The sequence below is a fragment of the Lelliottia sp. CFBP8978 genome (assembly GCF_034046055.2).
Lineage (GTDB): Bacteria > Pseudomonadota > Gammaproteobacteria > Enterobacterales > Enterobacteriaceae > Enterobacter.
The window spans coordinates 2,822,682-2,844,957 of record NZ_CM188253.1 but is presented as its reverse complement, the minus strand read 5'-3'; the positions used below and the strand labels follow the sequence as shown (position 1 = coordinate 2,844,957).

The window sequence follows — 22,276 nt, the reverse complement described above, 5'->3', positions numbered from 1 at the left end:
TTCAGCTAAACGATGTGATGGCCGACACGAATTGCAGCTTTTTTGGAATGCTTCAAAGAAAGTTAAAGCGCATCAGTGTATGTTACGCGTTTTTAGAAAGTGCGGTTTGCGGTCATGTACGAATTTAATCTGGTGTTGCTGCTGCTACAGCAGATGTGCGTGTTTTTAGTCATCGCGTGGCTGATGAGCAAAACGCGGCTGTTCATTCCGCTGATGCAGGTCACCGTTCGCCTGCCGCATAAATTCCTCTGCTACGTCGTTTTTTCCATTTTCTGCATCATGGGGACCTGGTTTGGTCTCCACATCGAAGATTCTATCGCCAATACCCGCGCTATCGGTGCTGTGATGGGCGGGCTGCTCGGTGGCCCGGTCGTTGGCGGTTTAGTGGGGTTAACGGGCGGATTACATCGTTATTCCATGGGTGGCATGACGGCGCTGAGCTGTATGATCTCAACGATCGTTGAAGGTCTGCTGGGCGGCCTGGTTCACAGCTATATGGTCAAACGCGGCCGCCCGGATAAAGTGTTTAGTCCACTGACTGCCGGCGCTGTCACCTGCGTGGCGGAGCTGGTGCAAATGCTGATTATCCTGTTGATTGCGCGCCCGTTTGAAGATGCTCTGCACCTGGTCAGCAGTATTGTTGCGCCGATGATGGTGACGAACACCGTCGGCGCTGCGCTGTTTATGCGCATTCTTCTGGACAAGCGCGCCATGTTTGAAAAATACACCTCGGCGTTTTCTGCCACGGCGTTGAAGGTTGCCGCGTCGACGGAAGGTATTCTGCGTCAGGGCTTTAACGAAGAGAACAGCATGAAGGTGGCGCAGGTGCTGTATCAGGAGCTGGACATTGGCGCGGTGGCGATAACCGATCGCGAGCGGCTGCTGGCGTTTACCGGCACCGGCGACGATCACCATCTCCCCGGTAAACCGATATCGTCGGCGTATACCTTGCGCGCCATTGAGACCGGCGAAGTGGTGTATGCCGACGGCAATGAAGTGCCGTATCGCTGTTCCCTGCATCCCCAGTGCAAGCTGGGTTCGACGCTGGTGATCCCATTACGCGGCGAAAATCAGCAGGTGATGGGCACGATCAAACTCTATGAAGCGAAAAACCGGCTGTTCAGTTCCATCAACCGCACGCTGGGAGAGGGGATTGCGCAGCTGCTTTCTGCGCAGATTTTAGCCGGGCAATATGAGCGTCAAAAGGCGCTGCTGACCCAGTCGGAGATCAAACTGCTGCACGCTCAGGTGAACCCGCATTTCCTGTTTAATGCGCTCAACACGTTGAAAGCGGTGATCCGCCGCGATAGCGAACAGGCGACACAGCTGGTGCAATACCTGTCGACGTTCTTCCGTAAAAACCTGAAGCGACCCTCGGAGATTGTCACCCTGGCGGATGAAATTGAGCATGTGAATGCCTATCTGCAAATCGAAAAAGCCCGCTTCCAGACGCGCCTGCAGGTATCGCTGTCTGTGCCGGAAGCACTTGCTTATCAGCGTCTTCCGGCCTTTACCTTACAGCCGATAGTGGAAAACGCGATTAAGCACGGAACATCACAGCTGCTGGGCATCGGGGAGATCAGCATTAAGGTTAGCCAGTTTAATCATCATCTGGTGCTGGATATAGAAGATAACGCAGGGCTTTATCAGCCCGGCGCCGAAGCCGGTGGGCTGGGGATGAGCCTGGTGGATAAACGGCTGCGCGCGCACTTTGGCGACAGTTGCGGGATCACCGTGGCCTGTGAGCCAGACAGTTTTACCCGAATTACCTTACGATTACCGCTGGAGGAAAACGCATGCTAAGAGTGCTGATTGTCGACGATGAGCCGTTAGCACGGGAAAACCTGCAGGTTTTGTTGCAGGAACAGGGCGATATTGAGGTGGTGGGCGAATGCGCCAACACCATCGAAGCGATCGGCGCTGTGCACAAGCTGCGCCCGGATGTGCTGTTCCTTGATATCCAGATGCCGCGCATCAGTGGCCTTGAGATGGTCGGCATGCTGGATCCGGAGCATCGCCCGTACATCGTCTTTCTGACGGCGTTTGATGAATATGCGGTTAAAGCCTTTGAAGAACATGCGTTCGATTATTTGCTGAAACCTATCGAAGAGAAGCGGCTGGAAAAAACGCTAAACCGTCTGCGTCAGGAGCGTTCCGCTCAGGATGTTTCGCTTCTGCCGGAACATCAGCAGGCGTTGAAGTTTATCCCTTGTACCGGTCACAGCCGGATTTATCTTTTGCAAATGGACGACGTGGCGTTTGTCAGCAGCCGCATGAGCGGGGTGTTTGTGACCAGCGCCGAGGGAAAAGAGGGATTCACGGAGCTGACGCTGCGTACGCTGGAAAGCCGCACGCCGCTTGTCCGCTGTCACCGGCAGTATCTGGTGAACATGGCGCATCTGAAAGAAATTCGCCTGGAAGAGAATGGCCAGGCCGAGCTGGTGCTGCGGGCGGGGCAGACTGTGCCGGTGAGTCGGCGTTATCTCAAAAGTCTGAAAGAGGCGATTGGGTTGTAAAACTGGTACACTGCGCCCCATCGCATCACCGACAGCTGAAGGCTTTATGTTAAGTAACGATATTCTTCGTAGCGTGCGCTACATCCTGAAATCTAACAATAACGATTTGGTTCGTATTCTCGCTCTGGCGGAGGTCGAAACGACGCCGGCGAATATTGCCAGTTGGATCACCAAAGAAGACGAAGAGGGGTTTGTTCGCTGCCCGGATATTATCCTGTCATCGTTCCTGAATGGCCTGATTTACGATAAACGCGGCAAAGATGAGTCTGCTCCGGTGCTGTCGCCAGAGCGTCGCGTGAATAACAACATCGTGCTGAAAAAACTGCGCATCGCGTTTTCACTGAAATCTGACGATGTGATGGCTATCATGACCAAGCAAAAATTTCGCGTGTCGATGCCGGAAATCACGGCGATGATGCGCGCTCCGGATCACAAAAACTATCGCGAGTGTGGCGACCAGTTTATGCGCTACTTCCTGCGCGGGCTGACTCAGCGTGTGCATGCCGCAAAGCCATGATCTAGCGCCACCGGGCGACAAAGCATAAAAAAGCCGGAGATGATCTCCGGCTTTTTAGTTTATTTCACCTGCTGACCAGGCTTCGCGCCTTCGTCAGGGCTTAACAGGAAGATGTCCTTCCCGCCAGGGCCTGCGGCCATCACCATCCCTTCCGAGATACCGAAGCGCATTTTACGCGGCGCAAGGTTAGCGACCATCACCGTCTGGCGGCCAATCAGCACCTGCGGGTCCGGATAGGCAGAACGGATGCCGGAGAAGACGTTACGCTTCTCGCCACCGAGGTCCAGCGTCAGGCGCAGCAGCTTGTCAGAGCCTTCAACGAATTCCGCGTTTTCAATCAGCGCGATGCGCAGATCGACTTTGGCGAAATCATCAAAGGTGATGGTGTCCTGAATCGGATCGTCTACCAGCGGGCCAGTCACTGGCGCAGCGGCGGCTTTCACCTCTTCTTTCGACGCTTCAACCAGCGCTTCAACCTGTTTCATTTCAATGCGATTATACAGCGCTTTAAAGGTGTTCACTTTGTGGCTGAGCAGCGGCTGCTGGATAGCATCCCAGGTCAGTTCGGTGTTCAGGAAAGCTTCGGCACGTTCCGTCAGCTGCGGCAGAACCGGCTTCAGGTAAGTCATCAGCACGCGGAACAGGTTGATACCCATGGAACAGATGGCCTGCAGATCGGCATCGCGGCCTTCCTGCTTCGCCACCACCCACGGTGCCTGCTCGTCGACATAGCGGTTTGCCAGATCGGCCAGCGCCATGATTTCACGAACCGCTTTACCGAATTCGCGGGCTTCCCATGCATCGCCAATCGTCGTCGCTGCGTCGATGAAGGTCTGATACAGCGCTGGATCGGCCAGTTCTGCCGCCATCACACCGTCGAAACGCTTGGCGATAAAGCCTGCGTTACGGGAGGCGAGGTTCACCACTTTGTTGACGATATCCGCGTTCACGCGCTGTACGAAATCTTCCAGATTCAGGTCGATATCGTCGATGCGGGAAGAGAGCTTGGCGGTGTAGTAGTAGCGCAGGCTGTCGGCGTCGAAGTGATTCAGCCAGGTGCTGGCTTTGATGAATGTGCCGCGAGACTTGGACATCTTCGCGCCGTTGACCGTTACATAGCCGTGGACGAACAGGTTGGTCGGCTTGCGGAAGTTGCTGCCTTCCAGCATCGCCGGCCAGAACAGGCTGTGGAAATAGACGATGTCTTTACCGATGAAGTGATACAACTCGGCATCGGAGTCTTTTTTCCAGTATTCATCGAAGCTGGTGGTGTCGCCGCGCTTGTCGCACAGGTTCTTGAAAGAACCCATGTAGCCGATTGGCGCATCGAGCCAAACGTAGAAGTATTTGCCTGGCGCATTCGGGATTTCAAAGCCGAAATAAGGCGCATCGCGGGAGATATCCCACTGCTGCAGGCCGGATTCAAACCACTCCTGCATTTTGTTCGCCACTTGCTCCTGCAGCGCGCCACTGCGGGTCCACGCCTGCAGCATTTCGCTAAACGAAGGCAGGTCAAAGAAGAAGTGTTCAGAATCGCGCATCACTGGCGTCGCGCCGGATACCACAGATTTCGGCTCGATAAGCTCGGTTGGGCTATAGGTTGCGCCACACACTTCGCAGTTATCGCCATACTGATCCGGGGATTTACATTTCGGGCAGGTGCCTTTGACAAAACGGTCCGGCAGGAACATGCCTTTTTCCGGATCGTAAAGCTGAGAGATGGTGCGGTTTTTGATAAAACCGTTCTCTTTCAGACGCGAGTAGATAAGCTCTGACAGCTCGCGGTTCTCGTCGCTGTGCGTCGAGTGGTAGTTGTCATAGCTAATGTCAAAGCCAGCAAAATCGGTCTGATGCTCCTGACTCATTTCGGCAATCATCTGCTCCGGAGAGATCCCCAGTTGCTGCGCTTTCAGCATAATCGGCGTGCCGTGAGCATCGTCCGCACAGATGAAGTTGACCTGATGGCCGCGCATTCGCTGGTAACGGACCCAGACATCAGCCTGGATATGCTCCAGCATGTGGCCGAGGTGGATTGAGCCGTTTGCGTACGGCAGTGCGCACGTTACCAGAATTTTTTTCGCGACTTGAGTCATAGTGGGCATTACTTCTTTAACAGTAAAAAGGGTTTTTGATAGTAACAAAAGGGCCATTATTAAGTAAGCACAAACCACGGCCTTTCAGGTAAACTTGTTCAACTAAGGTCTTATTCACAAGAACAAAGGAGTCGGGATGAGTTCTCAATCCCAGGCCAAATCACCGGAAGCCTTACGAGCAATGGTTGCCGGGACGCTGGCCAATTTTCAGCATCCAACCCTGAAGCATAATCTGACGACGCTCAAGGCGTTGCATCATGTGGCGTGGCTGGATGAGACGTTGCACATTGAGCTGCAAATGCCGTTTGTCTGGGCCAGCGCATTCGAAACGCTGAAAGAGCAGTGCAGTTCCGATCTGCTGCGCATCACCGGCGCGAAGGCGATTGACTGGAAGCTGACCCACACGATCGCCACGCTCAAACGCGTCAAGAATCAGGCGGGTGTGAACGGCGTTAAAAATATTATCGCCATCAGTTCGGGCAAAGGTGGGGTCGGGAAGTCTTCTACCGCGGTGAACCTGGCGCTGGCGCTGGCCGCCGAAGGGGCCAAAGTCGGTATTCTGGATGCCGATATCTACGGCCCGTCGATTCCGAATATGCTCGGTGCGGAAAATCAGCGTCCAACCTCGCCGGATGGCACGCATATGGCGCCGATCGTGGCGCACGGTCTGGCAACGAACTCTATCGGCTATCTGGTGACCGACGACAACGCCATGGTTTGGCGTGGTCCGATGGCCAGCAAAGCGCTGTTGCAGATGCTGCAGGAGACGATGTGGCCGGATCTGGATTATCTGGTACTGGATATGCCGCCGGGAACCGGTGATATTCAGCTGACGCTGGCGCAAAATATCCCTGTGACCGGGGCTGTTGTCGTCACCACGCCGCAGGATATCGCGCTGATCGACGCCAAAAAAGGCATCGTGATGTTCGAGAAAGTTGAAGTGCCTGTCCTCGGTATTGTCGAGAACATGAGTATGCATATTTGCAGCAACTGCGGACACCATGAGCCTATCTTTGGCACCGGTGGGGCCGAAAAACTGGCAGTCCAGTATCACACGCAATTGCTGGGGCAGATGCCGCTGCATATCACGCTGCGCGAAGATCTCGATAGCGGTAAGCCGACCGTCGTGAGTCGTCCTGACAGTGAATTTGCCGGGATGTACCGTCAGCTTGCAGGCCGCGTGGCCGCGCAGCTGTACTGGCAGGGTGAAGTAATACCGGGTGAAATCGCCTTCCGCGCGGTGTGATCCCTTCGTTACAGGCTGTCTTTTAAGGCAGCCTGTAATGCATCAGATAATACTCTCCTTCCGGAGAATCCCCCGTCCCTTCTTTCTGCCAGCCGTGTCGCTGATAAAAAGCTACCGCACGTTCATTCTTGACCAGACATTTGAGTGACCCGGTGCTGGTAAAGGTTTGATGAACGTAGTCCAGCAGTACGCTCCCCACGCCTAAACCCTGGTACTGCGGATCGACAAACAGATGGTGCAGAAAATTATCGTGGGTGTAGAGGGACGCGAATCCGAGACGATGGCCTTCGCCGATGGCGACCCAGATTTGCTCGTTCAGCGTTGCCGAATCGAAATCTTCTAACTGCCAGTCGGCGCCATCAAGCCAGGGCCAGGCCTCACGACGGGCATGGAGAAAGAGGGTGCGCAGGAAAGGACGATCGCTTTCCTGCCAGGGTCTGACGATGATGAGATCAGCGGTGATAGAAGATATCTCCGTTATAGGCTTTATGAATTTTACCGTCTGCATCGCCTATCAGGACGTAGTTTTCACCCATGTAGGTCCAGTGTGTTCCTGCATCAGGCGCAGGTAAGTTGCGCAGCTGATACTGCTTAATGGTGTATTCAGGCGTTTGATAAAGAGACGGGGCGGTATCGCCAATTTTAAATTTTGTGAAATCGGCGATGAACTCTTGTTCTTCATAGGCCTGGATGCCGGTGGGCGCAGAAGCCGTTTGCGGGGCTGAATATGCCGTGCCCGCCAGTGACATCAATACGCTGAGAAGCAGCAATTTACTCTTAGCCATTTTTTCTCCAGTTAAACCGTTTGCTGAAACCTTCAGCTTGCCGATTTTGTAACAGCGCGGCAAGCAGCCTATTTTATGCAGCACAGGCGCGTTTGTTAGAAAAATAATGTAACAAATATGAACCGATTTGTCTGGTGCTCAATTATTCACCATAAATATGGATTACCTCAATATATGAGGCTTAACATTATAAATAGAGTAAACGTTGGACAATATTATTGGTGCAAAATTGGACACCGGATCGAATGCATTTTGCGCGATTACCTTTTAATATGAGATTAGCTGAAAATATCTTTTGTTATTAAAGTGAGAATAATTTTTTATTGTCTGACAAAGGATTATGCAGTAAACCCTTTTTGATTTACTCAATTGTTTTGCATTGATGTTTTTTTGTTTAATTTATTTCAATTAAATCATTTGGTTATAATTCATTTTTGCTAATTGATCTAAAAAGCATCGCAATAATTCTTGACAAAATAAAGACCCGTCTACTTCAATGAAAATTAAAATATCGTTTCCTCTTGTCGCTCTGATAATACTCCCTTTGACCGGCTGTACATTTATGCCAGGCCAGAGTCTGAGCATGTCGGATAAAAATATTATTGATGCAACTGATGCTAATTACAGTCTTGATAAAAGAGTGGATGTCTATCCTGTTACGCCATCGTTGATTGAGTCTCTTCGGCCAACAGCCCTGAAATCTCAGTCAAATCCTAATCTCGATGAACAGTTGAAACACTGGGAATACCACATTGATGTAGGGGATATCCTGACTATCACCGTCTGGGATCACCCTGAACTGACGACCCCGGCAGGTCAGTATCGCAGCGCCAGCGATACCGGTAACTGGGTCGCTGCGGATGGCACAATTTTTTACCCCTACATTGGCAAACTTTTGGTGGCCGGGAAAACAGCGTCAGAAGTGCGGGAAGAGATCTCAACCCGGCTGGATAAGGTGATCGAAAGCCCGCAGGTCGACGTCAGCGTTGCCGCTTTTCGGTCGCAAAAAGCGTATGTCACGGGAGAAGTGGTCAAATCGGGACAGCAGGCGATTACCAATATTCCTTTAACCGTCATGGATGCTATCAATACGGCAGGTGGATTGTCGGCCGACGCTGACTGGCGGGATGTGGTGCTGACTCATGATGGGCAGGACACACACATTTCTCTCTATGCGCTGATGCAACATGGCGATCTGACGCAAAACCACTTGCTTTATCCGGGAGATATTCTTTTTGTCCCGCGTAACGATGCCCTGAAAGTGTTTGTGATGGGGGAGGTGGCGAAACAAAGCACACTGAAGATGGATCGCAGTGGAATGACTCTCGCCGAAGCGTTGGGAAATGTCGGTGGGCTTAACCAGGATATGGCGGACGCCACCGGGATTTTTGTTATTCGCTCGGCTGCTAAAGCTAACCCGGACGGGAAAATCGCCAGCGTATATCAACTTGACGCGAAAGATGCTTCAGCTTTGGTGCTGGGAACCGAATTCCAGCTGCAGCCCTATGACATCGTCTATGTCACAACTGCGCCAGTCTCGCGCTGGAATCGAGTGATTTCGCAGTTGGTTCCGACCATCAGCGGCGTGCATGACCTGACAGAAACCGTTCGCTATATCAGATCGTGGCCGCAGTGATGGTTCATTCAATTTTAGTGGTATGCACCGGGAATATCTGTCGCTCGCCAATCGGTGAGCGGCTGTTACGCCAGCAAATGCCTGGATTTACGGTGGCTTCTGCAGGCGTGAGTGGTCTGGTCGGCCATCCGGCAGACGCGCGGGCACAAGAGGTCGCGGCGTCGCATGGTATCTCACTGGATGGACATGTGGCGCGCAAACTCACCCCGCAACTGATGCGCGAATATGATCTTATCCTGGCGATGGAGCCGGATCACCTGAACCATATTTCGGCTATTGCGCCTGAGGTCAGAGGAAAATCGTTATTGTTTGGGCAATGGCTCCAAAAGCGGGAAATACCCGATCCATATTGTAAGAGCCACGATGCGTACGAATATGTGTTTGAGCTGCTCGGCAGAGCAAGTCAGGAATGGGCTCAACGACTGAGCCACCAGAGGAACTGAGTTTCAATGTCTTCAAATAATACAGACAGCTATTCTGCCGCGAATGGCAATCAAGAGCTGGATCTTGCTTACCTGCTTGGCGAGTTGATCGACCATCGCAAACTCATTCTCTGTATTACGCTGTTTTTTACGGCCTGTGCAGGGCTGTACACCTTTATCGCGACCCCGATTTTCCGGGCGGATGCGATGATACAGATAGAAGGTAAACAGGATAACAGTCTCCTTAAGACGCTTGGCGAGCTGAGCCCGGAGCTGTCACCGGATGCACTGCCGGAAATCCAGCTGCTTAAATCACGCATGATTCTCGGCAAAACGGTAGAAGATCTGCATCTTAATTATAATATCAAAGAGCGCTATTTCCCGCTGATTGGTCGCTCCTGGGCGCGACTGACTGGCAATGAGCCGGGCAAACTCAATATCATCAGTCTGCGTATCCCGACGACGAAGGGCAAAACACCCTCTCTGGCGCTGACCGTTCTGGATAAAGATCGCTATCGTATTGAGGGCGAAGGTTTTCAGGGCGAAGGGCGTGTCGGAAAACCGTTTGAAAAGTCGGGGGTTTTCATTTGGGTAATGGAAATGAACGCAACGCCGGGCACGAAATTTTCGCTGTCTGAAGAATTGCCGCTACAGACCATTAACGCACTGAATAAACAATTCACGGTGGTTGAAACAACCAAGCAGAGTGGGGTGCTTAATCTGTCATTGACGGGTGCAGATCCTGATTTGATTGCGGCTACGCTAAACAGTATCGCAGATAACTATCTAAAGCAGAATATCGACCGTCAGGCGGCGCAGGATGCGAAAAGTCTGGCGTTTTTACAGACTAAATTACCGCAAATTCGCAGCGATCTGGATCAGGCTGAAGAGCGACTCAACACTTACCGCAAGCAGCGGGATTCAGTTGATCTTACGCTGGAAGCGAAATCGGTACTGGAGCAAATCGTCAATGTGGACAACCAGCTTAATGAGCTAACGTTCCGTGAAGCGGAGATTTCTCAGCTCTTTAAAAAGGATCACCCTACCTATCGGGCGTTGAAGGAGAAACAGCAAACGCTTGAAAGTGAGAAAGTGCGCCTAAATAAACGCGTCACGACCATGCCTGCAACGCAGCAGGAGATCCTGCGTTTGAGCCGGGATGTGGATTCCGGGCGGGCGATCTACTTGCAGTTGCTGACACGTCAGCAAGAGCTGAGTATCTCGCGGTCCAGTGCAATTGGTAACGTGCGCATCATTGACTCTGCGGTTACGCAGCCTGAGGCGATTAAACCTGCAAAAGCGTTAATTATTATCATGGGCTTTTTGCTGGGAATGTTTCTTTCCATCGGTATCGTACTGGTGCGAAAAGCGTTTAACCACGGTATTACCACTCCCGAGCAGCTTGAAATGCAAGGGATCACCGTGCTGGCAACCTTGCCACGTTCAACCTGGCTATGGAAGAAAACCCGCCTGCGCAGCAAGCGTTTTATTGGCGAACGCTGGAGCCATAAGGTCAGTGATGTGCCCTTCCTGCCCGTTGACCGGCCACTCGATCTCTTTATTGAGGCCATCAGGGGCCTGCGTACCAGTCTTCACTTCACTATGATGGAAGCAGATAACCGCATCGTTCTGTTAACGGGACCAACGCAGAACTGCGGTAAGACGCTTATTAGTACGTCACTGGCTGCCATTGTCGCTCAGAGTGGGCAGAAGGTGTTATTTATTGATGCAGATATGCGCAAAGGCTATGTACACCAGATTCTGGCGCTTAACAACCATATCGGTTTAGCCGATATTTTGACGGGCAAAGTCGCACACCCGGATGCCATACAGCATTATGCACCCGGAGGCATTGATGTGATCACCTGTGGTCTGAATCCCGGGAATCCGTCTGAGCTGCTAATCGGGGAGCGATTCCAGCAATTGCTTAAATGGGCAAATGACCATTATGAGATGGTTATCGTCGATACCCCGCCGATACTCGCCGTAACCGATGCTGCGTTAGTGGGTCGACGGGTTGGAACAACCTTATTGGTGGCGCGATTTAGAATGAACAGCGCGAAAGAGATGCAGGCTTGTGTGAAGCGTCTGTTGCAGGCTGGTGTGTCTGTGAAAGGTGCAATTCTGAATGATGTGGTTAAATCTGCCGCGCTGTACTACCAGAATGGTTATAACGCCTACGATTACAGCTATACAACCGATCAACATAAAGCCAAAGAGCGTTCCCGCTCCTGACTTAAGTCACACCGTCTCGCTAAGATTTCCCCCTCTCTTCGATAAGAGGGGGAAACCGAATTACTTCGCGAGGATCTCGTGCGCCGTGCGTTCAACCAGCGACAACAAGGTCTTCACATCATCCAGCGTTACCGTCGGATTCAGCAACGTCAGCTTCAGGCAGGTCACCCCGTTGTGCTCAGTCACGCCGACGTTAGCGCGACCAGAATCGAGCAGCGCATCGCCAATTTTTTGGTTCAGCAGCGCGACAGCAGCATCGTTGATTTCATGCTGCGGGCGGAAGCGGAACAGCACGCTTGCGAGCTGCGGTGGCATCACCAGCTCCAGCGTATCCTGGTCCTTGACCCACCCGGCAACGTGTTGCGCCAGTGTGACGCCGTGGTCGATAATGGCCGCATACTGTTCCTGCCCCAGCGCTTCCAGGCTCATCCACAGCTTGAGGGCGTCGAAACGGCGCGTCGTCTGCAGTGATTTGGATACCAGATTCGGAACACCTTGCTCTTCGTCAAACTCAGAGTTGAGGTATGCCGCCTGGTAACGCATCAGCTCGTAGTGGCGGGCTTCTTTCAGCAGGAATGCACCGCAGCTGATGGTCTGGAAGAACTGCTTATGGAAGTCCAGCGTGATGGAGTCTACCTGTTCGATGCCGTCCAGATAATCACGATACTTATCGGACATCAGCAGCGCACCGCCCCAGGCTGCATCGACGTGTACCCAAATCTGCTTCTCTGCGGCCATCTCTGCGATAGCGCGCAGCGGATCGATAGCACCCGCATCAGTGGTCCCCGCCGTCGCGACGATCGCCAGGATCTGTTCGCCATTCGCGTCACACTGCGCAATTTTCGCGGCCAGATCGGTCAGGTCCATACGTGAACATTCATCGGTTTTTACCTGAATAACCGACTGATAGCCCAGACCGAGCAGCGCCATGTTCTTCTGAACAGAGAAGTGCGCGTTTTCAGAGCACAGTACGCGAATCTTACGCAGATCGCCCACCAGACCATCCTGCTGGATGGAGTGCCCCTGACGTGCGAAGAACGCATCGCGCGCCAGCATCAGCCCCATCAGATTGCTCTGAGTGCCGCCGCTGGTGAACACGCCCGCATCCCCGGCCTGATAGCCAACGCGGGTACGCAGCCATTCAATCAGCTTCATTTCAATAATGGTGGCTGACGGGCTCTGATCCCAGGAGTCCATACTCTGGTTTGTTGCGTTGATCAGCACTTCCGCTGCCTGGCTAACCACCAGACTTGGGCAGTGCAGATGCGCCACGCACTGCGGATGGTGGACAGATAAACTGTCTTTAAGGAAATACTCAACGGCACGGGCAATTGCGGCTTCATTGCCAATACCTTTCTGTCCAAAATTCAGGGAGATATTGTCGCGCAGTTCGGCAACGCTTTTTCCCTGGTACATCTCAGACTGCTGCAGCCACTGCATAACCGCCTGAGAGCTCTGCTCAATGGCCTGCTGATAGGCCTCGATGCTTTGCGCCGAGGACGACAGAATAGGGTTTGAATCAGACATCGTGATCAATAACTCCGGTTATACCGGGCGAACGCCCGCGGCGAGCAGCGCCTGCTCAAATTTATCCAGGAAGACTTTCAGCTCCTGATTGCTGATCAGCAGAGAAGGCAGCAGACGCAGAACCACGCCATTGCGACCGCCGCGCTCCAGAATCAGCCCCGCTTCGAAGCATTTTTTCTGAATCAGTGCTGACAGATCGCCATCACCCGGGAAACAACCCATGTGGTCGGCGGCTTCGTGTGGTTTCACGATCTCAATACCGATCATCAGGCCCAGGCCACGAACATGGCCAATCACCGGATAACGCTTCTGCAGTTCAGCCAGCTGACCTTTCAGCCATTCGCCCTGCGCGGCAACTTTGTCGGCAATATTCTGATCTTTGAGAATCTTCAGCGTGGTCAGGCCGGTCGCCATAGCGAGCTGGTTGCCACGGAAAGTCCCGGTGTGATGACCTGGCGCCCAGGCGTCGAACTGCTTTTTGATACCGAGCACAGCCAGCGGCAGACCGCCACCGACGGCTTTGGACATGACGATAATGTCTGGCTCAATACCCGCATGTTCAAAGGCGAAGAACTTACCGGTGCGGGCAAAACCTGCCTGCACTTCGTCAAGAATCAGCAAAATGCCGTGTTCCTGAGTCACCTTGCGAATGCGCTGCAGCCACTCAGCCGGAGCCGGGTTGACACCGCCTTCACCCTGAACGGCTTCGAGAATCACCGCGGCCGGTTTACGTACGCCGCTTTCGACATCGTTAATCAGATTGTCAAAGTAGTAGGTCAGAGCCTTCACGCCTGCATCACCACCAATGCCCAGCGGGCAGCGGTACTGATGTGGATACGGCATGAACTGCACTTCTGGCATCATGTTATCAACGGCTTCTTTCGGTGACAGGTTACCTGTCACGGAGAGCGCGCCGTGCGTCATACCGTGATAGCCACCAGAGAAGCTAATAATGCTGCTGCGGCCAGTGACTTTTTTAGCCAGCTTCAGTGCAGCTTCAACAGCATCTGCACCGGATGGTCCAGTAAACTGCAGGCAATACTCTTTGCCCTGACCCGGTAACTGGGAGAGAAGGTATTCTGAAAACTCGTCTTTCAACGGCGTGGTCAGATCCAGTGTATGTAACGGCAAGCCGCTGGTAATGACATTTTGGATGCTTTTCAGCACATCAGGATGATTGTGTCCAAGCGCGAGGGTGCCGGCGCCTGCAAGACAGTCGAGGTATTCTTTATTATCTGCATCGGTAATCCATACGCCGTCTGCTTTAGTGATAGCTAAAGGCAGCTTGCGAGGATAACTCCTGACGTTCGATTCAAACTCGGCCTGACGGGCCAGATAGGTTTCGTTGCTTTTGCGGGCATCTGCGGTGTCAATACGGACTTTATCCGTCATCATATCACTCCTACAACCGGGGCTGTCTTATGCGCCTCGATTGAATAAATAGTTAATAAAGGGTGGGGTGTGTAAAAAACGCGGCCAATATAGAGCCTTTTGGCGCGTGGCTCAATGGTTAATTTGTTTACTGTTTTGTTACAAAACGGATGATAAAATAAGATGGGTATAACAGTTTGTTTTTGTTGAAGTTAATGCAGGCCTTCTGTGGATGAAAACCCTCTCATCAGCAGACAGTTAAAGGCGGCGTTTTAGCCGCCTTAACATTACTTCTGAATTACCTGCAGTAATCCATGATCTCTTCCATGGGTTTTGTTCCATGAAGCATCTGTAATGCCGTTCTCATCGAGCGTGACTGACAGAATGTAACCCGCGCCAGTGATCTCATACGCGTTAGCATTAAAGCGCTTTACAGTGGCTTTCTTTCCATTGACTGTCGCGCTGAAGAAACCGTTACTGACCGTGGCTTTAATCCCATTCGCGGTAAATGAGGCTTCACGCAGAGGATCCAGTACTTTTGCACTCTGCCCATGCTGGACGGCGTTCGCAGCATTTTCTAACGCTTGTTTCTCCGCTACAGCATTCATCGCCGTAGAACGGTTTTGTTCGGCCATATAGCACGTATCTTTACTGACACCTTGTGCTTCACACTGCGCCATACGCTCAGCAGGAGAAGAACAGGCAGAAAGAACCGAGACCGCAATCGCTACTAACATTAACTTCTTCATTAAAACCTCTACTTCCATCAGAAAAAACAATAAAAAAATCTATATTTCAAACGCTTATCGTTATCCGTTGTGACAGTTTACCGACTGTTGCGGGAAAAAATCGCGATACATCGTACCGACCCAAAAGCCAGTAAGCATTAATGCAATATAAAGCGTAGCAGACAGGATGATAATTTTTAGCATGAGTCATTTATCAGATTAACAGGGTATCGGTATGTAATGGAGGACTAAATAAAATTAATTATTGTTATTTTACTATTTCGCAGGAAACTATTCTCTGTAAAAATAACAGATAAATCCTAAACTGTTTCTTTAACTGCGATAGCATTTTGTGGCTGAACTATCGCCCAACGGTCGCGAAGGATCTTTGATTTGGATCATATGAAATACATTTTATAACTGTAGCAAAAGTCAACATTAATAATTTTTATATTATTGATTTTATGCAGTTTGTTTTGCTGATGTCTATTTGGGTATAAAATTCCTGCATTCGTTTAAGTCTTAATTTATGAGAATTCAATGACATTAAATGTATACATATATTCTCGGTGGTTATTTTTATAACAGCTATTTTTGGTGAGTAAGAAAAATAGTAAATTCTGGTTGCTGGATTAATCACAATGCCAGTGATTCGCTCCCCGTATGTGATCCAGCCATAATCAGGAATAACCGGCTTCATTCTGGCTGCATATTCTGGCAACCGGAAGATTTTCGGCAAATTCGCGGGGGGCATCCAGCCCAGTGCAAAATGGGGACGACTCTGGTTATAGTGTATGCGCGCCTTGATTTTGAACCGTGCATCCTCCAGAGACATGAACCCGTTCTCGTTCAGGCATTCCTGCCGCACCTGCCGTTGAAGGACTCGACTGTAGCGTTGTCCGTCGATGTCCCGGGCATGAGAAGTCGATCCTTATTCCTCTTTCATACACCCACTTGTCCAGCATTTTTCATGCAAATTCAGAACCATTATCGGTTATCAGCAACTGTGGTAAAGGACGCCCGAGCGCTATACTGTCCAGTATCCCAGCCACTTCTGTCGAACGCAGATTCCCAGACATTCTCGGGTGTAAAGGTCGATAACCGTCCACAGGCGGAGTCGTCGCCTGTCAAACAACGCATCAGAAATAAAATCCATGCCCCAGACGTGGTTTGGATATTGCTGGGCAGATTTATTGCGGCGTGGTCGTTTGAAGCGTAGCGACAGCCCTTGCTCACCGTAGAGGCTGTAGATTCGTTTGTGATCGTCTCGCCAACCCTCACGCCGGAGCATCACGTGTACCCGGCGATATCTGTAGTGAATTTGCGTTTCGGTGATCTCACAGATACGCAGGCGCAGTGCGCTGTCATCGGCAACCAGTTTCTTCAGCCGCAGATTTCCCTCTTCCCGTTGCCACATATGTTTGAGTTCACAGGGAGTATTTCCACCGTATTTCTTGCGCCAGGTGTAAAAGGTGGCATCGGAGTTATCCAGCTTGCGGCAAACATCCGGCAAGGACACCTACCCAGCTCAGCCTGTTTGAGGGTAAAGAGAATCTGTGTCTTCGGCGAATCGTGTTTTTTTCATCGACACCACCTCCGTTCAGGGGAGTGTATTTCATGCCGGAGTTCTGTTTCTGAATGGAGCAGGATTTTGGGGTAGGGTCAATGCCGGATGACCTCTAAATATGAATGGCACGATTATGTGGGGTACTTACAGTGCATCTGATGGGTGAAACTTCTGTGTAGGTGCTGGTTGTCTTCCCTGATGGCTATCTAAGCATTTTCGGTAAGCATCTCTAACTTCCATTTCAAACCATGAATGCCAGTGATCCATAAAGCAATCGTAGACAAGTTCACCTTTCTCATCAAAATAGAATGGATGCTTAAAATAATCCCATTGCTCGGATTCATCTATTCCAATAAACCAACCAGTATCTACATTATGTTGTGTATGATCATAAGCACCATCATACATGCCATTACTCTTACGGTCATACTTAGCTGAAAAGGAATTGATAAAACCGCTTTTCCTCTTTGGCATTTGTTGAAGGCTAAAGTGAGAGTAGTTGTCAGAATCAAGATCGTAGTAAACCCTTGCTCTTTCGAATGCTACCTCTGGCCTTAGTATGTATTGGAAATCTTGGGGGCTAAGTTCTCTTGCAGCATCCCATATCATGATTAATCTGAAATCGTGCATGTGAATCCCTCATAATGTTAAAGGTTTATGTTGGCGCCGTTCTTTATATGGTCAATTGTGGTTTAGGGAGTTTTTCGCTCTATCGATGCTCTTAATTTATCGGTATAGGTGTTTTTATTCTGTGATTAAAAAGTAGGGGAAGCAAACCACGACAGCTAAATCACTAAATCACTGCTCACGACAAGGATAAACCGGACGGTTTTAGAGTGTGATACGGGATGATAAGTGCTGTGATACCCTTTTGCTGCTGCCAGGACGTGAAGAAGCGATAACCGGAAGGCGGGCTTGCGCAAGCAAGCCACTTCCCCTAAGCTGGCAAAAAGTATAGAGATTCAATCTACATGACTCGGGGTGCCCTTCTTTGTGAAGGCTGAGAAATACCCGTACCACCTGATCTGGATAATGCCAGCGTAGGGAAGTCAGATGCCTTTCACGGTTATCGCTTCTTCACGCAAGGCAGGAGCGAAACCATGCAGCCTGACCTGCTCGATTTACACGTCTTACACCACTTCCGCGCGCGATCACCTTTGACACACTGCATGACTAACGATGTGGTGCAAACCTTTACGGCTAACGTTTTGCTGGCGCTGGGTGCTTCTCCGGCAATGATCGTCGAAGCCGAAGAAGCAGAGCAATTTGCCGCCATCGCCGATGCCCTGTTAATCAACGTTGGCACGCTCACTTCGCCTCGCTCGCAGGCGATGCGTCGGGCCATCGAAAGTGCGGTTGCCGCAGGCAAGCCGTGGACGCTCGATCCCGTGGCCGTCGGTGCGCTGGCATTTCGGACCCGTTTTTGTCAGCAAGTGCTAAGCCTGAAACCCGCGGCGATCCGCGGTAATGCCTCGGAAATCCTTGCCCTTGCAGGGATGAGCGCCGGCGGGCGTGGCGTCGATACTACCGATGCCGCCGCCATTGCACTGCCTGCCGCACAGGCGCTGGCTCGCCAGACGAATGCCATTGTTGCCGTCACCGGAGAAGTAGATTACGTCACGGACGGGCAGCGAACGAAAACGGTCAGCGGAGGGGATCCTCTGATGACCCGAGTGGTCGGCACCGGATGCGCGCTGTCGGCGGTGGTAGCGGCAAGCTGTTCGCTGCCGGGTGACAGACTGGATAACGTGGCGGCTGCCTGCGGATGGATGAAGCGGGCAGGCACGCGTGCGGCTAGTCAACGTTCCGGGCCGGGCAGCTTTGCTTGTGCATTTATCGACGCGTTGTGGAACCTGGAGAGCCATGCATGAAACGGATTAACGCCTTAACGATTGCGGGCACCGATCCGAGCGGCGGTGCGGGAATTCAGGCCGATCTTAAAACGTTCTCTGCTCTGGGGGCCTATGGTTGCTCGGTCATTACCGCCCTGGTGGCGCAAAATACTCGCGGGGTGCAGTCGGTGTACCGGATTGAACCCGATTTTGTGGCAGCCCAGCTCGACTCAGTATTTAGCGACGTGCGCATTGATACCACCAAAATCGGCATGCTGGCCGAAACGGACATTGTTGAAGCGGTCGCGGAACGGCTGGAGCGTTATCAGGTGCGGAACGTGGTGCTCGATACGGTAATGCTGGCGAAAAGTGGCGATCCGCTTCTTTCGCCATCCGCCGTTGAAACGCTGCGCAAAAAGTTGTTGCCGCAGGTGGCGCTCATTACGCCGAATCTGCCAGAGGCCGCTGCGCTGCTCGGCGCACCGCATGCACGCAACGAACGCGAGATGAAAGAGCAAGGCAATGCATTATTAGCGCTGGGCTGCGAGGCGGTGCTGATGAAAGGGGGGCATCTTGATGACACAGAAAGTCCGGACTGGCTCTTTACCCGTGATGGTGCTAAGCGCTTCACGGCGGCACGTATTGTCACCAAAAACACGCACGGGACGGGCTGCACGTTATCGGCAGCGCTGGCCGCGCTGCGTCCACGTCATCAACACTGGGACGATACGGTGCAGGAGGCCAAAGCTTGGCTCTCCTGTGCGCTTGCCAAAGCCGACACGCTGGAGGTCGGCCACGGTATTGGCCCGGTTCACCATTTTCATGCGTGGTGGTAACGCGTAAAAGGCGTCGACGGGGATAAGCGTTTTCGCTCAATAAAATGGAGAAGGAACAATCACATAGCGGGAATGGGTCAACTGAACGAACGGAACGCGACGCCAGGAGTCTCCACTGCGGTTGCATAAATTATGCGCCTCAGGCAGGCCATCCCGTTACCCGTTAGGGGCGACAGTTTGAACGGTGTAACGATGTTGATGTACAGGAAACGAGCCAGCAGATTGTGCTGAAAAAACCAGCTAAAGCTGGAAATTAGGCTAACCAGGGTCCAGGCTTTGTCTGCTCACAAAAATGTGGGTATGGATATCACGTACCGACATGACGTCGGAACTTACGGGAGCATAGCTATGACTGATATTGCGCAATTGCTTGGCAAAGATGCCGACAGCCTGTTACAGCATCGTTGTATGACCATTCCAGCCGAGCAACTTTACCTGCCAGGTCACGACTACGTTGATCGGGTCATGATAGATAACAACCGTCCGCCAGCGGTACTGCGGAACATGCAGACGCTTTATAACACCGGGCGTTTAGCCGGAACGGGTTATCTCTCCATTCTGCCAGTCGATCAGGGCGTTGAGCACTCCTCCGGGGCATCGTTTGCCGCCAACCCGCTGTATTTCGATCCGAAAAATATCGTGGAGCTGGCTATTGAGGCGGGCTGCAACTGCGTGGCCTCCACCTACGGCGTGTTAGCATCCGTCTCTCGCCGCTACGCCCACCGCATTCCTTTCCTCGTCAAACTGAACCATAACGAGACGCTAAGCTACCCGACCGAATATGACCAGACGCTGTACGCCAGCGTAGAGCAGGCGTTCAACATGGGGGCTGTGGCGGTGGGAGCGACGATTTATTTCGGTTCCGAACAGTCTCGCCGTCAAATCGAAGAGATCTCTGCCGCCTTCGAGCGCGCCCACGAACTGGGGATGGTCACCGTGCTGTGGGCCTATCTGCGCAACAATGCGTTCAAGAAAGATGGCGTTGATTACCATGTCTCAGCCGACCTCACCGGCCAGGCAAACCATCTGGCGGCCACCATTGGCGCAGATATCGTGAAGCAGAAAATGGCCGAAAATAACGGCGGTTACAAAGCGGTGAACTTTGGTTACACCGATGACCGCGTGTACAGCAAGCTGACCAGTGACAATCCGATCGATCTGGTGCGTTACCAGCTCGCCAACTGCTACATGGGTCGCGCGGGGCTGATTAACTCCGGCGGTGCAGCAGGGGGCGAAACGGATCTGACCGACGCGGTACGCACGGCGGTTATCAATAAACGCGCCGGCGGGATGGGGCTGATCCTGGGTCGCAAAGCGTTTAAAAAAACGATGTCCGACGGTGTGAAGCTGATCAACGCGGTACAGGATGTGTATCTGGATAAGAAGGTCACTATCGCGTAGTTTGGCGCGGGCCTTCACTCTTCACTCTTACCCCTCACCCTAACCCTCTCCCCAAAGGGGAGAGGGGACTATTCGGTGCAGCCTTTTCTCCCTCGCCCCTTTGGGGAGAGGGCCGGGGTGAGGGGATCAGACCGCAGTAAACGTAAAAACCGAAACCCTTTTTCATTTCATTCAAACCTCTCTCCCGATCGACTTCACACTTCCCCTGTCTTTTGTGAAAAGTATCACTCCCTCCCGTGCATATGCACAATAAATGGTCGATGCTTAGCGGAATTTGTCTAAGGCAGCGGACGAATTTTGCGCTTAAAGTTACTTTCGGAACAGCTTTTCAAATTACGAAGTCGCTCTGAACCTACGTTGTTTTAAGGACTGATAATGAAAATTGAATCTGTAAACGTCACCGTCTTCCAGTACCCAACGCGCCGGGTCTCCGACAGCGCCGGGCATTCGCATCCAGGGCCAGAAAGCCTGGCTAAAATGGCGATGCTGACCATTACTGCAGACGATGGCACCAAAGGGTACTCATTTGCGCCGCCGGAAGTGGTGCGCCCCTTTGTGGTGAATACCTTCTTTCGTAAAGTGCTGGTCGGCCAGGACGCGTTTAACCGCGAGAAAATCTGGCAGGAACTGGCGCACTGGCAGCGCGGGAGCGCACACCAGCTCACCGAGCGCGCGCTCGGTTTCGTCGAGCAGGCGCTATGGGATCTGATTGGCCGCAAACTGAATATGCCGGTCTGGAAACTGCTTGGCGGCTTCCGCGATAAAGTGCCGGCCTACGGCAGCACCATGTGCGGTGACGATCTGCCCGGTGGCCTCTCCACGCCGGACGAGTACGCAAGCTTTGCTGAAAAACTGGTGGCCCGCGGCTACAAAGCGATCAAGCTGCACACCTGGATGCCGCCCGTTTCCTTCGCGCCAAACCCTAAAATGGACGTCAAAGCCTGCGCCGCCGTGCGTGAAGCGGTCGGCCCGGATATCGATCTGATGATTGACGGCTATCACTGGTACAGCCGCACCGAAGCGCTGTACATCGGTAAAGAGCTGGAAAAACTCAACTTCGCGTGGTTTGAAGAGCCGATGGAAGAGGAAAGTATGTCCTCTTACGCCTGGCTTGCCGAAAACCTGTCGATCCCGATTATTGGCCCGGAAAGCCTGGGCGGGAAGCACCACAGCCGCGCAGACTGGGTAAAAGCGGGCGCCTGTGACATTTTACGTGCCGGGGCAAACGGTGTTGGCGGGATCTCCCCGACGCTGAAAGTGGCAAATCTGGCAGAGTCGTTTGGCATGGATTGCGAGGTTCACGGCAACGGCGCGGCAAGCCTGGCAGTGATCGGAGCGATTAAAAACTGTCGCTGGTATGAACGCGGCCTGCTGCACCCGTTCCTGGATTACGACGAACCCGCGGCCTATCTCCACAGCCTGATCGACCCGATGGATGAAAACGGCATCGTCACTCTTCCGGACCGCCCGGGGCTGGGTGAAGACATCAATTTTGCGTATATCGACAATAATACCGTCAGCCACGACTGATGAGAAAAGTCCCTGACGATTTCGGGTTGCAGAC

Annotated in this window: 18 protein-coding genes, 1 pseudogene and 1 riboswitch; of the genes and pseudogenes, 11 read left to right on the top strand and 8 right to left on the bottom strand. The window is 52.3% G+C overall.

The genetic code is table 11. The features are described from left to right. Positions 1–114: 114 nt before the first annotated feature. From SOM82_RS13425 to SOM82_RS13415, 3 genes are read left to right on the top strand one after another with little or no spacing between them, the layout of a single operon-like run. The gene (locus SOM82_RS13425; RefSeq protein WP_154127350.1) at positions 115–1,803 is read left to right on the top strand and encodes a LytS/YhcK type 5TM receptor domain-containing protein; all 1,689 of its coding nucleotides are present in this window, start codon (positions 115–117) and stop codon (positions 1,801–1,803) included. Beyond that, positions 1,797–2,516: a two-component system response regulator BtsR gene (gene btsR, locus SOM82_RS13420; protein ID WP_320459798.1), complete on the top strand. Its 720-nt coding sequence runs from the start codon at positions 1,797–1,799 to the stop codon at positions 2,514–2,516. The genes SOM82_RS13425 and btsR overlap by 7 nt, the downstream gene beginning before the upstream one ends. A 46-nt stretch (positions 2,517–2,562) precedes the next feature. Continuing rightward, positions 2,563–3,033 carry a YehS family protein gene (locus tag SOM82_RS13415; protein ID WP_320459799.1) on the top strand — a complete coding sequence of 157 codons (471 nt, stop codon included), beginning with the start codon at positions 2,563–2,565 and terminating at the stop codon, positions 3,031–3,033. A 59-nt stretch (positions 3,034–3,092) separates the two neighbouring features. Here the strand turns inward: SOM82_RS13415 and metG are convergent, their stop codons facing one another. Beyond that, complete coding sequence (metG, locus tag SOM82_RS13410; RefSeq protein WP_320459800.1) at positions 3,093–5,126, bottom strand: methionine--tRNA ligase; 2,034 nt, start codon at positions 5,124–5,126, stop codon at positions 3,093–3,095. 136 nt (positions 5,127–5,262) lie between these two features. Between metG and apbC the strand changes: the two genes are divergently transcribed. Further along, entirely contained in the window at positions 5,263–6,372 is a 1,110-nt protein-coding gene (gene apbC, locus SOM82_RS13405; protein WP_154127346.1) for an iron-sulfur cluster carrier protein ApbC, read from the top strand. Positions 6,373–6,394: 22 nt separating this feature from the next. Here apbC and SOM82_RS13400 read toward each other — a convergent pair whose 3' ends face one another. Further along, positions 6,395–6,880, bottom strand: coding sequence for a GNAT family N-acetyltransferase (locus SOM82_RS13400; RefSeq protein ID WP_320459801.1), 486 nt, complete (start codon positions 6,878–6,880; stop codon positions 6,395–6,397). After that, positions 6,825–7,157 carry an RcnB family protein gene (locus tag SOM82_RS13395; RefSeq protein ID WP_320459802.1) on the bottom strand — a complete coding sequence of 111 codons (333 nt, stop codon included), beginning with the start codon at positions 7,155–7,157 and terminating at the stop codon, positions 6,825–6,827. The genes SOM82_RS13400 and SOM82_RS13395 overlap by 56 nt, the downstream gene beginning before the upstream one ends. Before the next feature lie 496 nt (positions 7,158–7,653). On the opposite strand from SOM82_RS13395, the gene SOM82_RS13390 reads away from it, so the two are divergent. From SOM82_RS13390 to SOM82_RS13380, 3 genes are read left to right on the top strand one after another with little or no spacing between them, the layout of a single operon-like run. Further along, positions 7,654–8,793 carry a polysaccharide export protein gene (locus SOM82_RS13390; protein ID WP_320459803.1) on the top strand — a complete coding sequence of 380 codons (1,140 nt, stop codon included), beginning with the start codon at positions 7,654–7,656 and terminating at the stop codon, positions 8,791–8,793. Continuing rightward, a complete protein-coding gene (locus SOM82_RS13385; RefSeq protein WP_154127342.1) occupies positions 8,793–9,236 on the top strand; it encodes an arsenate reductase/protein-tyrosine-phosphatase family protein in 444 nt (147 codons plus the stop codon). Before SOM82_RS13390 ends, SOM82_RS13385 begins: the two co-directional genes overlap by 1 nt. A gap of 6 nt (positions 9,237–9,242) precedes the next feature. After that, complete coding sequence (locus tag SOM82_RS13380; RefSeq protein ID WP_320459804.1) at positions 9,243–11,450, top strand: polysaccharide biosynthesis tyrosine autokinase; 2,208 nt, start codon at positions 9,243–9,245, stop codon at positions 11,448–11,450. A gap of 60 nt (positions 11,451–11,510) precedes the next feature. Here SOM82_RS13380 and SOM82_RS13375 read toward each other — a convergent pair whose 3' ends face one another. The 5 genes and pseudogenes from SOM82_RS13375 to SOM82_RS13355 form a co-directional block, all read right to left on the bottom strand. Next, a complete protein-coding gene (locus SOM82_RS13375) occupies positions 11,511–12,977 on the bottom strand; it encodes a pyridoxal phosphate-dependent decarboxylase family protein (protein ID WP_320459805.1) in 1,467 nt (488 codons plus the stop codon). Between the two features lie 18 nt (positions 12,978–12,995). Beyond that, positions 12,996–14,372: a diaminobutyrate--2-oxoglutarate transaminase gene (locus tag SOM82_RS13370; protein WP_320459806.1), complete on the bottom strand. Its 1,377-nt coding sequence runs from the start codon at positions 14,370–14,372 to the stop codon at positions 12,996–12,998. A 263-nt stretch (positions 14,373–14,635) separates the two neighbouring features. Beyond that, the gene (locus SOM82_RS13365) at positions 14,636–15,097 is read right to left on the bottom strand and encodes a hypothetical protein (RefSeq protein ID WP_320459807.1); all 462 of its coding nucleotides are present in this window, start codon (positions 15,095–15,097) and stop codon (positions 14,636–14,638) included. 724 nt (positions 15,098–15,821) lie between these two features. After that, a pseudogene (locus tag SOM82_RS13360) lies at positions 15,822–16,661 on the bottom strand (IS3 family transposase); the annotation flags it as partial. 126 nt (positions 16,662–16,787) lie between these two features. Continuing rightward, positions 16,788–17,273: a DUF8093 domain-containing protein gene (locus SOM82_RS13355; RefSeq protein ID WP_320459808.1), complete on the bottom strand. Its 486-nt coding sequence runs from the start codon at positions 17,271–17,273 to the stop codon at positions 16,788–16,790. Positions 17,274–17,610: 337 nt separating this feature from the next. Continuing rightward, positions 17,611–17,707, top strand: a riboswitch (TPP riboswitch). Positions 17,708–17,743: 36 nt separating this feature from the next. Between SOM82_RS13355 and thiM the strand changes: the two genes are divergently transcribed. The 4 genes from thiM (at position 17,744) to SOM82_RS13335 (ending at position 22,242) form a co-directional block, all read left to right on the top strand. Then, the gene (gene thiM, locus SOM82_RS13350) at positions 17,744–18,514 is read left to right on the top strand and encodes a hydroxyethylthiazole kinase (protein WP_154127334.1); all 771 of its coding nucleotides are present in this window, start codon (positions 17,744–17,746) and stop codon (positions 18,512–18,514) included. Next, positions 18,511–19,311 (top strand): bifunctional hydroxymethylpyrimidine kinase/phosphomethylpyrimidine kinase, encoded by an 801-nt coding sequence (thiD, locus tag SOM82_RS13345; RefSeq protein ID WP_320459809.1) that lies wholly within the window; start codon positions 18,511–18,513, stop codon positions 19,309–19,311. Before thiM ends, thiD begins: the two co-directional genes overlap by 4 nt. 348 nt (positions 19,312–19,659) lie before the next feature. Further along, a complete protein-coding gene (gene fbaB / locus SOM82_RS13340; RefSeq protein WP_320459810.1) occupies positions 19,660–20,712 on the top strand; it encodes a class I fructose-bisphosphate aldolase in 1,053 nt (350 codons plus the stop codon). Positions 20,713–21,087: 375 nt separating this feature from the next. Then, positions 21,088–22,242: a mandelate racemase family protein gene (locus tag SOM82_RS13335; protein WP_154127331.1), complete on the top strand. Its 1,155-nt coding sequence runs from the start codon at positions 21,088–21,090 to the stop codon at positions 22,240–22,242. Positions 22,243–22,276: the final 34 nt, after the last annotated feature.

Excerpts from the sequence above, each read along its gene's own strand:
- thiD (WP_320459809.1), top strand. The coding sequence starts at position 18,511 with ATGAAACGGATTAACGCCTTAACGATTGCGGGCACCGATCCGAGCGGC.
- fbaB (WP_320459810.1), top strand. The coding sequence starts at position 19,660 with ATGACTGATATTGCGCAATTGCTTGGCAAAGATGCCGACAGCCTGTTA.
- SOM82_RS13425 (WP_154127350.1), top strand. The coding sequence starts at position 115 with ATGTACGAATTTAATCTGGTGTTGCTGCTGCTACAGCAGATGTGCGTG.
- SOM82_RS13335 (WP_154127331.1), top strand. The coding sequence starts at position 21,088 with ATGAAAATTGAATCTGTAAACGTCACCGTCTTCCAGTACCCAACGCGC.
- SOM82_RS13415 (WP_320459799.1), top strand. The coding sequence starts at position 2,563 with ATGTTAAGTAACGATATTCTTCGTAGCGTGCGCTACATCCTGAAATCT.
- SOM82_RS13355 (WP_320459808.1), bottom strand. The coding sequence starts at position 17,273 with ATGCACGATTTCAGATTAATCATGATATGGGATGCTGCAAGAGAACTT.
- btsR (WP_320459798.1), top strand. The coding sequence starts at position 1,797 with ATGCTAAGAGTGCTGATTGTCGACGATGAGCCGTTAGCACGGGAAAAC.
- thiM (WP_154127334.1), top strand. The coding sequence starts at position 17,744 with ATGCAGCCTGACCTGCTCGATTTACACGTCTTACACCACTTCCGCGCG.
- apbC (WP_154127346.1), top strand. The coding sequence starts at position 5,263 with ATGAGTTCTCAATCCCAGGCCAAATCACCGGAAGCCTTACGAGCAATG.
- SOM82_RS13365 (WP_320459807.1), bottom strand. The coding sequence starts at position 15,097 with ATGAAGAAGTTAATGTTAGTAGCGATTGCGGTCTCGGTTCTTTCTGCC.
- SOM82_RS13395 (WP_320459802.1), bottom strand. The coding sequence starts at position 7,157 with ATGGCTAAGAGTAAATTGCTGCTTCTCAGCGTATTGATGTCACTGGCG.
- SOM82_RS13370 (WP_320459806.1), bottom strand. The coding sequence starts at position 14,372 with ATGATGACGGATAAAGTCCGTATTGACACCGCAGATGCCCGCAAAAGC.
- metG (WP_320459800.1), bottom strand. The coding sequence starts at position 5,126 with ATGACTCAAGTCGCGAAAAAAATTCTGGTAACGTGCGCACTGCCGTAC.
- SOM82_RS13400 (WP_320459801.1), bottom strand. The coding sequence starts at position 6,880 with ATGCAGACGGTAAAATTCATAAAGCCTATAACGGAGATATCTTCTATC.
- SOM82_RS13380 (WP_320459804.1), top strand. The coding sequence starts at position 9,243 with ATGTCTTCAAATAATACAGACAGCTATTCTGCCGCGAATGGCAATCAA.
- SOM82_RS13385 (WP_154127342.1), top strand. The coding sequence starts at position 8,793 with ATGGTTCATTCAATTTTAGTGGTATGCACCGGGAATATCTGTCGCTCG.
- SOM82_RS13390 (WP_320459803.1), top strand. The coding sequence starts at position 7,654 with ATGAAAATTAAAATATCGTTTCCTCTTGTCGCTCTGATAATACTCCCT.
- SOM82_RS13375 (WP_320459805.1), bottom strand. The coding sequence starts at position 12,977 with ATGTCTGATTCAAACCCTATTCTGTCGTCCTCGGCGCAAAGCATCGAG.